The following is an 11,191-nucleotide window of genomic DNA, read 5'->3' on the forward strand; positions in this document are numbered from 1 at the left end:
TCGAGGAAAAGTCGATGCTCTTTATGCTATGCTAGATACTTTTGCGCATGAAATTATTCATTATCAGCAATGGATAAATGATGAAAAAACGGATGAAGATGAGGCTGAAGAATAAGGCTTTAAGCTTGTGGATAGGTATTCTGAAAGTATAGAAACCATACTTGATTTTTAAATTATTAGAGGAAAATTGTTTAAAAGGTACTAGTTGGTTATGCTGAGTGCATTTAGTATTTTTATTTATTTCGATTGCCTAGATTGTCTTGGTTAGCTACCTTAATTTAATGTTCGACCTTAAGAAGAGCAACAAAAAATGAATAGGTGATTCAATTGTTTCAAATAGTGTATTGTACAATATGTATAATAATATCTACTATTTTTATCATTCGAAATAAATTATATTTATGGTTTATTTCTTATATACCATTGGCATGTTTAGTAATTTTTTCTCGTATAGATATTCAAGACTTCATCCCCAATTGGGCCGTAGGTCTTTCTTTTTATATCATATTTATCCTGACCATAACTTTTTGTGGATATTATAGTGCCAAAAAAGATAACGAAGAAAATGCGGATGATTCCTCTGATTGAAAGAGGATAGGTATACATGGACGTTCGTAATAGCTCACTTATGCGAACGTTTTTCTTTTTTGGGGCACCTTTTTCGAAAAGATAATGAGGGTTGATAGGGAGAAAGGTTTCTGCGCAAGGCAAATCCCTGTTTAATCAATCGTTTGATTAAACTTTTTTTTCGTGGTTATCCATGGGCTCCTAAGCTTTTAACTGGCTGAAGGTCGTTATGTTACTGACGGCAGCCAGTGGAGTGGGGTTTTCCTGATAGGGGTTTGTCGAGCGCTTCAAAGCAGAATCAATACAAGGACGGAGGCTGCGAGTGTGATCCAAATCGGGCTGAAGATTTCTGGATGAATGATCAAAAAGATGATTCCTGCTATAACGGCAGCCTGCTGGATGGTGATATGTCTGATGAAGTGCATCCCAGCCTTGAAGCAGGCTTTGAGTAGCGGCATCTGATTCATGTTCATTCCTCCTTTTTCTTTTAATAATATGACCAGGCATAGAAGAAAATACATGGGGATTCGTTTTCTGCCTATGATTAAGGGTATAGTAAAGATAAAACAAGAAGGAGGAATTTAGGTGGTCATTGTCTACATCAGTCTTGCCCTCTTTATCGGAGCTCTTATTTATTTAGCTTTTTTTGCTTTCAAAACATTCAAGGATTCCAAGCCGACAATCGAGAATGTGAATGAAACGGTAACGCGCATCCAGGCAAAAACGGATCAGATCAAATCCGAAACCGATCAGCTCTCCCTAACACAGAAGGAGATCACAGAAGATGTTCAATATAAAAAAGAGGCTGTCCAATATACGGTGGAAGCAGCCAAACAATCACCAGAACCATTCAAGAATATTTGGTATACGATAAAAGGCGATAAGCTGAGCATCAGAAAAAGAAGTGATGGGTAATCCGTTAGCACTTTCAAGAGTGGAAGGACAGCCTGGGAAAAGCAACTTAAAGGAGATACTGTCTGTATTTTGCAGACGGTGTCTTTTTTGTGTGCAAACTTAAGGAGATATGCACATAAATGCGGGCAATCGAGGGTCTTTCTTAGTTCTTATGCAGAAGAAAGACACAGACTTAGTACAAATACGCCTGAATTTTTGTATTTGAAAGTCTAACTTCGTTTTTATGTAGTGTGGAATAGGCGATAAAAATACTAACCCTTAAAACAATAGGCATTGGGGTTTTATCTTCGTATTAATGCAGAGTGGAATGGAACGGAAGGTGCGAGACTCCTGCGGGGAATGCGGTCTAGGGGAGACCCCGCAGGCGCATGCGCCGAGGAGGCTCCCCAACCGCCCGCGGAAAGGGAGTGCCTGCAGTGCAATGAAACGGTCAAATTTTAACGCCGTACGAATGCATCGCACTTGATGATATCGATTTTTTCGAATAATTCACCTCCTCCATGCAAATAGTAACGTTAAACCATTAGAGAGGGGTGTAAGGATGAATTATAAAGCGATAATATCAAGTGCGATGGTGGCATTGGTGATAACAGGCTGTAATTCCAATACTAAAGAAGGAGCAAGTGAGAATCTTGGTCTGAATCGCACGAACCAAAATAATTATGAAAATCCAATGAATGTTAGTGACACGAGGCAAAATGTTAATAACATGCAAAATAATGCTAATGACGTAAGCGATATGAGGGTTTCCGATGATATCTCCAACCGTGTCGAGGCTCTAAAGGAAGTTAAGAGCGCCAGGGTCATTGTGACGGATCATCATGCATATGTAGGAGCTGTGCTCAATGACAATAGTGGAGCTAAAGATGTCTCGAATGACTTGAAGAATAAAGTGGCAGATGCAGTAAGAGGAGCCGATTCATCGGTGGATAAGGTATATGTATCGACGAATCCTGACTTTGTTCAAAGGATGGATGGGTATGCGAATGACATACAAAATGGAAAACCTGTTGCAGGATTCGCTGATGAATTCCGTGAGCTTGTAACCCGCATTTTCCCAAGTTCAAGGTAAGTAAATCGAGTGCAAGGGCCTATCCGTGATTTCATGCTTTAAAAAGGCATGAAATTCGGGAGGCCTTTTCCTTTTATAGGCAGCTTTGAGTAACTTTAAAGAGAGTGGTTACAATAACAAAAAACTGGAGGATCTGTCATTAGGGGGTGGGAGTGTGAGATTTTTTAAGGTCAAAAAAGAAAATGAGGAAACACCCAAGGATTTTCAGCGATTGCGTAAACTGTTTGAAGCATCCAATGATTTTTTAACCTTCCAATTCCCCGATGAGGATGGCTATACGATTTCTTATTTTCATTCTCTAGTCAATGATCAAAAGTTACATGAGCATATACTGGCTGTGATCAAAGATCAGCCAAGAAGGAGTCTTCAGCAATTAAAAAGCGACATTCCAATGGAAAATATGAAAGTGACCTCGGATATCATCATCATTCAACGAATGGTCATGGCAGGATCAGTCATGATTCAATCAAGAAAGGCAGATGATTCGTGTTTGCTCATTCCTTGCGTTCAAAGTGTGAAGAGGCAAACCTCGATACCCGAGTCTGAGTATACGGTGGCTGGACCGAAAGAAGCCTTTGTTGAATCGCTCGATACGAATTTGAATCTGATTCGTAATCGGTTACCCTCTCCCGAACTGCGCTCCAGGGAATTCCGGGTGGGGAGCATCTCGCAAACAAAGTTAGTTGTGCTCTATATGGACGGCATCGTTAATCAACAGATTGTAGAAACGGTGATGCAAAGAATCGCCGATATAGATTATGACACGATCGTCGACATTTCGTTTGTGAGCCAGATGATCACGGATAATCGGAATTCCATTTTCCCGCAGCTGATAGATACGGAGCGGCCGGATCACCTCGCAACCGTATTATCGGAAGGGAAAATAGGGATCATGCTTGATGGATCGCCTCATGCATTGGTCGGTCCCAATACGATCATTTCGTTTTTTTCGTCATTTGAAGATTACTTGCAAATTTGGAACCTGGGCACTTCCTTTCGTTTGATCCGCCTATTTGCGGTTCTCTTTTCCATTTTCTCATCGTCACTGTATGTTGCCGTCATCACCTATCATTATCAGGTGATACCAACAGATCTTTTGCCGATTTTAATATCGTCAAGGGGAGTGATTCCTTTTCCGCCGATCTTGGAAGCGATCGTACTTGAAGGAACGATCGAGCTTCTCAGGGAAGCGGCGGTCAGGCTTCCGGCAAAGGTCGGTTCGACGATCGGCATTGTCGGTGGTATCGTCATTGGCACAGCTGCTGTGGAAGCAGGATTCGTCAGTAACGTCTTGTTGATGCTCGTTGCTTTGGCGGCCCTTGCATCTTTTACGGTACCGATATATCAAATCAGCAATACGATTCGCCTCATCCGCTTCCCTTTCCTGCTTGCAGCCCAGTTATATGGACTGTTCGGGCTGGTTTTATGCAGTGCCTTCATATTAAGCCATTTGCTGAAATTGACTTCGCTTGGCAGCCCCTATTTAGAGCCGCTTTACCCGATGCGATTTCATGACTTTAAAGATAGCTTAATTCGCCTGCCATTTTCAAAGCAGAAAAAACGCCCTCAATTTCTGCGAACGGAAGATCGAGTCAGGATAAGGAAGAAGGTTGAATCCAAAAGTTCACAGAGGGATATTGATGAATAAGGTCCGGAAAGCGGTGAGAGGGTATGGAAATCAAACCAAATGAAACGAAGCTGATATCAACATTTTTTGTTTTCTTCCTTATGCCAGGCATGCAGATTGGCGTAGGGGTTTTAGGATTCGAACGGTTCATCGCGAAAGAGGCTGGCCAGGACGCATGGATATCAATCATCATTTCAGGATTGACCATCAATATGCTGGTTTGGATGTGCTATAAGATGCTGGGCAGAGGTACACAAACGCTAGATTTGGTTGCCATCCATCACGATTTGTTTGGGAAGTGGGCAGGAAATGCCTTCAATATTTTATTCATCCTCTACTTTACCGCCATTACCATCATCATTGTCAGGACGTATTTGGAGGTGATTCAGGTTTGGATGTTCCCAGGGGTGAATATCCTCATGCTTTTAAGCATCATCCTGATACTCGTGTATAGCTTTGTTGTGGGAGGGTTCAGGGTCATTACAGGTTTATGTTTGATCGGACTCGTAATCACTTCCCCCTTAATCCTTTTGAATTATTTTCCGTTAAAACACGCCCATTTTGAAAATTTGGGTCCCGTTTTTGATCATTCCTTTTTGGAAATCATGAAGGCCTGCAAGAATATGACGTTGAATTATCTTGGGTTTGAATTACTCCTGATTTATTATCCATTCATCAAAAAGCGTGAGCATTCGCAAAAGTGGGCGCATTTAGGGGTGCTGTTCACCATGGCGATATACCTAAACTCCTTTATCGTTTCCATTGCCTACTACCATCGGGATCAGCTGAAGGATGTCATTTGGGCAACCTTGACCTTATGGAAAATCGCCGACCTTCCGTTCATTGAAAGGTTCGAATACATCGGCGTTTCCCTATGGCTGTTCATGGTGCTGCCGAATATTTGCCTAGGAATCTGGGCAGCAAGCAGGACGGCAAAAAGGGCATTCGGGGTTAGGCAGAGGAAGTTGTTGGTTATGTTTTTGCTCGTCATTTTAGTTGCCTGCCTTTTCTTGGATAACCGTCATAAGATCGACTTGTTCAACACGATCGGTTCACGTATAGGATTTTATATCATTTATGTGTATCTTCCGCTTTTATTCTTATCGCAGACGATCGTTTATAAAGTAAGGGGCCATAAACCATGAACTTCAAAATGCTCTTGATTGCATCATGCTGCATCATACTATCGGCGTGCGGAGTGGAAAAGCAAATATTGGAGGATATTTTAATTGCTGAAATCGTCGGCTATGACGATGCTGGTGAGGATAAAATCAAAGGTACAGTCGTTGTCAGTGTGCCCCAGCCAGGAGAGGAAGCGAATCTAGGGAAAGAGGTATATGAAGCGATTTCCCATGATATAAACGCCACTCGGCAGCAAGAAAATGCCAAAACGCCGTTTCCCATCGTCGGCGGGAGACTGACAGTCATCCTGTACGGTGATGAATTGGCTAGAAGAGGGCTGAATGATTATGTGGATACATATCGGCGTGACCCGATGGTGGGAAGGGATCTGTTTTTGGCGATCGTTGATGGCAAAGCGGAGGATGTCGTAAGGATGGAGCCGAAAATGGTCAGGACTCCAGGCGTTCAAGTAAAAGAGTTGATCGAACAGAATATGAGGACTAATTTGACTGATGTAGATTTGCATAAGTATTTATATGCAAGTCATGGTAACGGCATCGATCCGGTCATGCCCTTATTGGAAAAGGCGGAAGACCAAATAATCGTGAAAGGGATCGCCCTGTTTAAAAGGGATAAATATATTGGCAAATACATTCCTTATGAGGACGGTTTTTTATTCAAGATCCTTAGTGAGAATTTTAAATTGGGGAGCTATGAAATTAAATGGAAGGAAAATGATTATACAACTATCGATAATGTGGAATCGCGTGTCCGTTATCGCATCACGAATGCCAATCGGAACCCGAAGGCCAGGATTGAAGTGGAATTGAAAGCAAATCTGCTGGAGGTTCAAGGCTTCGACTTGAACAAACCTGTCGAAGTGAACAAAATAGAGGCCAAAGCGGAACGTATCCTCGGTAAGAAACTAAATGAGATGGTGACCATGTTCCAAACGTATAATATAGATCCGCTGGCACTCGGTGATCATGCTAAAAGTAAAACGAGAAATTTCAATCGTAAACATTGGGAAGAGGTGTACCCTCATATTCCGATCGAAGTGGATTTGAATATCGAAATGATTCAAACGGGAATATCGGAATGAACGAAGAATATCCGGAAGTTCCCCCTTTTAATAAGGTATTGCTGGATGGGTTGTGTCGATGCGTTTAAGGAAGGGGGGAAGCGTTGGATAAAACATGGTGGAAAGAAGCAGTGGTGCAAGCGTATCGGATGGGCGATTTAAATGGCTGGAGGGAACCGGAATCGACCAATGAAATGAGAAAAGGACCCGGCTTCCCCATAAATGGCGGAGACCGGGTCCTTTATATGGATCATTTCGTTTTAAGATCGCATTCCTCAAGTGGAATGACTTTCGTTTTATGCTTCCATTTATAACCCAACCATAGGGCGAAGAATAAAAACAAGCCGATGTAGGATACGAACATCGAATTCCAGTCGATCCCGTCGCTTGTAAAAGCTTGGTAGCCTTGTCCAATGATAATGATGATGCATAGAACAAGTGCAAAGATGGGACCGAATGGGAATCCCTTGGCCCTATATGGCAATGCATTCAAGTCAAGCCCTTGGGCTGAATATGCTTTGCGGAACCGATAGTGGGCAATTGCAATCCCTACCCATGTAACGAAGCCGGCCATGCCGGAAGCATTCAATAACCAGATATACACGACGCCATCCCCGAAAAATGAAGCAAGGAATGCAAGGCAGCCAACTAAAGCAGTGACGATAAGTGCATTGACCGGAACTCCCCGTTTATCCAGCTTGCCAAGGAATTTCGGCGCTTTCCCGTCACGTGCCAAGTCCCAGAGCATACGGGTTGAGGCATACATGCCTGAGTTACCGGCAGAAAGTACGGATGATAAGATGATCGCGTTCATGATGGAGGCTGCAAAGGCAAGACCGGCACGCTCGAAGACTAGCGTGAAAGGACTGACGGCAACATCTTCACTAAGCAGACGTGAATCCGTAAACGGTATGATCATGCCAATTACGAAAATGGCAAGGATGTAGAACAAGATAATGCGCCAGAAAACGGATCTGATCGCTTTGGGAATGTTTTTTTCCGGATCTTCACTTTCTCCCGCCGTCACTCCAAGCAATTCCGTTCCCTGGAATGAAAAACCGGCAGCCATGAAAACGCCTAAAATCGTGAAAAAGCCTCCATTAAAGGGCCCCTCGCCCATCGTGAAGTTGGAGAAACCGATGGGGTCCTTGCCGCCCATGATTCCAAGAATGATCAAAACACCTGTGATCAGGAAAATGATCACTGTTACGACTTTGATCATGGCAAACCAGAATTCGGCTTCGCCAAAACCTTTAACGGACATGTAGTTGATAAGGAACATCATGATCAGGGCAATGGCACTCCAGATAAACGATGGCGTATCAGGAAACCAGAACTTCATGATCAGGACAACGGCTGCCAATTCGGCAGCAATGGTGATTGCCCAGTTATACCAATAGTTCCAACCGATTGCAAAACCGAAGGAAGGATCGACGAATTTGGATGCATAGACACGGAACGACCCGGCCACTGGCATGTATGCTGCCATTTCTGCAAGACTTGTCATTAAGTAATAAACCATGATGCCGATGACTGCATATGCCACAAGGGCACCGCCGGGACCGGCCGAATGGATGGCGCCGCCGCTTGCTAAGAATAAACCTGTTCCAATCGTGCCGCCTAATGAAATCATCATTAAGTGCCGCGCTTTCAGGCTCCTTTTCAATTCAGTGGGGCTTGATGTTGGCTGAGAATTTGACAATTGATGTTACACTCCTTTTTTATTGGAAGGATACGGAAAAAAACAAAAAACAGCAGTCGAAAAAGATCGACGGCTGTTTATAATAAACCCGTTTATCCTTCCGAAGATAGCTCCCCACGCTTTTAAAAAAACGTGACAGTGATGTTCCTGTTCGGCAACACCGCCAGCGAGAATATACATGGAATATACCCTAACTTCGGCAACTTACCCTTTTTAACGGAGTCTTCGATTTTCCTGAATCTCGTCCGTTATACTCTTGTAAGCTGCAGCCTCTAACTCATCGGTAAATGAGGAAGTATTCAATTATGATGAATCGTTGCGTCTCTTTAATAGAAAACGCCGTACGATTTTTACTCATGCAATCGTTGATAGATTGCTAGTGCTTGAGTAAACTTTACTATATTAAAATTATAAAATAATCTTAAAGATATAGCAATGGTTAATTTTAGTGGTTATTTTTTCCTAGGTGGGCAGAATCATCTCCCTACTGCCGACATTACACGGTCTTTCTTTTAATAAGGGCGTAGTCCAGTTTCACATGTTTAATGATACCGGGATTCTCGAATAATTCCACCGCCATTTTTCCGATCCATTCCAGGGGCAAGGAAATGGTCGAGATATCGAGCATCTCACTGAGGCTGTCATTATTGAAGCCGAGGATGGCTACATCTTCAGGCACCCTTATGCCGGATTTTTTGGCGGTAAGGATGAATCCGGCCGCCGTGTCATCATTCGTGATGATGATGGCCTCCGGCTTGTTTGGCAGCGAACTCCATTGCTGAAACAGCTGGACCCCGTCCTTGATATGGTAACTCCCCTCGAATAGCCACTCTTGATTGTTCATAAGCTGGTGCTTTGTCATGATGTCGTTGAAGGCCTTTGTCCGAAGATAACTGTTCCTGCTTTTCTTACGGCCGAGACTGTAGCCGATCTTCGTATATCCTTTAGCGATCACGTATTCAAGTGCACAGGAAAAAGCTGCATAATGGTCGATGCTGATGGATGACAATTCAGCCTGAGCCGTATCTTCGCATAAGATAATCGGTCCGTATTTTTGATAACTTAGGAGGACTTTCATTTCCGAAATCCGGGAGCAGACGATAATACCATCAAGTTGCTTCATTTGCAGCATATTCAAGGCTTGAATTTCCTTCTCTCTTTCATAATGGGTTTGAAAGATGACGATATGGTATCCGATTGCATTCGCTTGCTTCGTGATTCCATTCACGATAGCCCCGTAATACGGATGATTGGTGAAGGGGAGGATGATGCCCAAAAGGTTCGTTTTCCCCTTTGAAAGATGAATGGCATTGATATTTCGCGTATAATTCAATCGTTCAATCGCTTGTAAGACACTTTCTCTTTTATCTGGGCTAACATACGGATGATTATTCAATACACGAGATACCGTTGAGACGGATACACCGGCAAATTGGGCAATTTCTTTTATATTTGTCATGGGATCACCGTTTTTCTTTTATGATATTGTACCTTATGAAACCCATTTCAGGGCAAGATTGCAGTTGTTTCCGCTGGATATATTTTGGCATGGGGGGTTGTTATGATATGGGTTTCATCCTTTAAGATTGATTTAGGTCTTGAGGGAGGAGGAAATCGAAATGATTCAAACATTAATCACCCTGATTGCGCTTTGCGGGATCGAATTGGGCTTGGCATACTTGGCAATATCTTCGAAACCGGAAAAATGATGATCTTCAAATGCACAGCGCACCTCGGATAATCGGTTTTGAAAAAGGTCCTCTGCTTTATATTCACCTTTCACGCCCCGTTATATAACCCTGTCTCCATCGTTTCGTAAAAACACCATCTTTACTGCTGGGAATGAAGCATTCCGAGCAGTATTTGTGTTGGGGAAAATCATTGGAAAGTAAAAAAGTTGCACTCTTTTCGAATATTTGTGTATAGTATAAAATAAGTTGTGTGAAGGAAACTTTTTAGTATATAGGACAATATAAAAAAATTTACATTAAAATTTGCATTAGGTAAAAACTTTTAGAATGATAAAAAAGGGAGGGTATTTGGATGGGGTTTCTAAAAACGATCGGAGGGGTGCTTGCTGCAGTGCTGATCTTAACAGGATGCGGCAATGACACGGCCAAACAGGATAAAGGCAATGGCAAGCTGAAGGTCGTCGCCACAACAGGAATGATTGGGGACTTGGCTGAGAATATCGGCGGCAAACATGTTGAGGTCACTAGTTTAATGGGACCAGGTGTCGATCCCCATCTATATAAGGCGACTCAAGGTGATGTGAAGACTCTGGATTCGGCCGATATGATTTTTTATAACGGAGTCCATCTGGAGGGGAAGATGACCGATATTTTTGAAATGATGGGCAAGAATAAACCGACGATCGCCGTAACGGAGGATTTTAAGGAAAACCAGCTTCGTAAAGTAAGTGCAACGGAACATGATCCCCATGTTTGGTTTGATGTAAAGCTATGGATCGTTGCTGCAGGGGCGGTGAAGAAGGAATTGATTGCCAATGACCCAGATCATGAAGCGGACTATCTCTCGCATTATGAAAAATATGTTTCGCAGTTGGAGGAGCTGGATCGGTACGTTCAGGACGAAATAAATAAAATTCCGGAAGACCAACGGGTGCTTGTTACAGCGCATGATGCCTTCGGTTACTACGGGCAGTCATATGGTTTGGACGTAAGGGGGCTTCAGGGAATCAACACATTGTCGGAATATGGATCAAAAGATGTGACGGATATGCGGAATTACCTGGTGAAGAACGAAATAAAAGCGATTTTCATAGAGTCCAGCGTTCCGAGGAAGGCGATAGAGGCTGTCATTCAAGGAGCTGCCAAGCAGGGCCATAGCGTGAAAATCGGCGGTGAATTATTCTCGGATGCGATGGGTGAAAAGGGTACGGAGGAAGGAACCTATATAGGAATGGTCCGTCATAATACAGACACGATCGTCCATGCTTTGAAATAAGGGGGAGAAAAAATGGAGCAAGCGGCTTTGAAGGTTGAGAATTTAACGATCGCTTATCATAAAAAACCGGTTGTGGAGGATGTCTCATTCGAGGTGCCGGAAGGGAATTTAATCGGTATCATCGGCCCTAACGGAGCA

General features: G+C 43.1%; 9 protein-coding genes, 1 pseudogene and 1 riboswitch. Of the genes and pseudogenes, 7 read left to right on the plus strand and 3 right to left on the minus strand.

Annotated features, from left to right (window positions below; all coding sequences use genetic code 11):
• Positions 1 to 854 precede the first annotated feature (854 nt).
• Entirely contained in the window at positions 855 to 1,034 is a 180-nt protein-coding gene (locus CVN76_RS07070; RefSeq protein WP_061142385.1) for a hypothetical protein, read from the minus strand.
• Positions 1,035 to 1,152: 118 nt separating this feature from the next.
• On the opposite strand from CVN76_RS07070, the gene CVN76_RS07075 reads away from it, so the two are divergent.
• The 5 genes from CVN76_RS07075 to CVN76_RS07095 all read left to right on the plus strand — a co-directional run bounded on the left by CVN76_RS07075 (position 1,153) and on the right by CVN76_RS07095 (position 6,405).
• A complete protein-coding gene (locus tag CVN76_RS07075; RefSeq protein ID WP_100530696.1) occupies positions 1,153 to 1,482 on the plus strand; it encodes a DUF948 domain-containing protein in 330 nt (109 codons plus the stop codon).
• Positions 1,483 to 2,023: 541 nt separating this feature from the next.
• Positions 2,024 to 2,554: a YhcN/YlaJ family sporulation lipoprotein gene (locus CVN76_RS07080; protein ID WP_100530697.1), complete on the plus strand. Its 531-nt coding sequence runs from the start codon at positions 2,024 to 2,026 to the stop codon at positions 2,552 to 2,554.
• Positions 2,555 to 2,708: 154 nt separating this feature from the next.
• On the plus strand, positions 2,709 to 4,202 hold the full coding sequence (locus CVN76_RS07085; RefSeq protein ID WP_232732133.1) for a spore germination protein: 1,494 nt from the start codon (positions 2,709 to 2,711) through the stop codon (positions 4,200 to 4,202).
• 23 nt (positions 4,203 to 4,225) lie between these two features.
• Entirely contained in the window at positions 4,226 to 5,326 is a 1,101-nt protein-coding gene (locus CVN76_RS07090; protein WP_100530698.1) for a GerAB/ArcD/ProY family transporter, read from the plus strand.
• Positions 5,323 to 6,405, plus strand: coding sequence for a Ger(x)C family spore germination protein (locus CVN76_RS07095; RefSeq protein WP_100530699.1), 1,083 nt, complete (start codon positions 5,323 to 5,325; stop codon positions 6,403 to 6,405). Before CVN76_RS07090 ends, CVN76_RS07095 begins: the two co-directional genes overlap by 4 nt.
• 229 nt (positions 6,406 to 6,634) lie before the next feature.
• Here CVN76_RS07095 and CVN76_RS07100 read toward each other — a convergent pair whose 3' ends face one another.
• Positions 6,635 to 8,086, minus strand: coding sequence for an amino acid permease (locus CVN76_RS07100; RefSeq protein WP_061142390.1), 1,452 nt, complete (start codon positions 8,084 to 8,086; stop codon positions 6,635 to 6,637).
• A gap of 99 nt (positions 8,087 to 8,185) precedes the next feature.
• Positions 8,186 to 8,369, minus strand: a riboswitch (Lysine riboswitch).
• Positions 8,370 to 8,582: 213 nt separating this feature from the next.
• The gene (locus tag CVN76_RS07105; RefSeq protein WP_100530700.1) at positions 8,583 to 9,545 is read right to left on the minus strand and encodes a LacI family DNA-binding transcriptional regulator; all 963 of its coding nucleotides are present in this window, start codon (positions 9,543 to 9,545) and stop codon (positions 8,583 to 8,585) included.
• A gap of 584 nt (positions 9,546 to 10,129) precedes the next feature.
• Here CVN76_RS07105 and CVN76_RS07110 point away from each other — a divergent pair.
• Both CVN76_RS07110 and CVN76_RS07115 read left to right on the plus strand, forming a co-directional pair.
• Positions 10,130 to 11,053 (plus strand): metal ABC transporter solute-binding protein, Zn/Mn family, encoded by a 924-nt coding sequence (locus tag CVN76_RS07110; RefSeq protein WP_100530701.1) that lies wholly within the window; start codon positions 10,130 to 10,132, stop codon positions 11,051 to 11,053.
• Between the two features lie 12 nt (positions 11,054 to 11,065).
• Positions 11,066 to 11,191: pseudogene (locus tag CVN76_RS07115) on the plus strand (manganese ABC transporter ATP-binding protein); the annotation flags it as partial.

The organism is Bacillus sp. mrc49, assembly GCF_002803435.1.

Bases quoted from the DNA above. Each gene is read 5' to 3' on its own strand.
- CVN76_RS07070 (WP_061142385.1), bottom strand. From the start codon at position 1,034: ATGAATCAGATGCCGCTACTCAAAGCCTGCTTCAAGGCTGGGATGCAC.
- CVN76_RS07080 (WP_100530697.1), top strand. From the start codon at position 2,024: ATGAATTATAAAGCGATAATATCAAGTGCGATGGTGGCATTGGTGATA.
- CVN76_RS07090 (WP_100530698.1), top strand. From the start codon at position 4,226: ATGGAAATCAAACCAAATGAAACGAAGCTGATATCAACATTTTTTGTT.
- CVN76_RS07095 (WP_100530699.1), top strand. From the start codon at position 5,323: ATGAACTTCAAAATGCTCTTGATTGCATCATGCTGCATCATACTATCG.
- CVN76_RS07105 (WP_100530700.1), bottom strand. From the start codon at position 9,545: ATGACAAATATAAAAGAAATTGCCCAATTTGCCGGTGTATCCGTCTCA.
- CVN76_RS07110 (WP_100530701.1), top strand. From the start codon at position 10,130: ATGGGGTTTCTAAAAACGATCGGAGGGGTGCTTGCTGCAGTGCTGATC.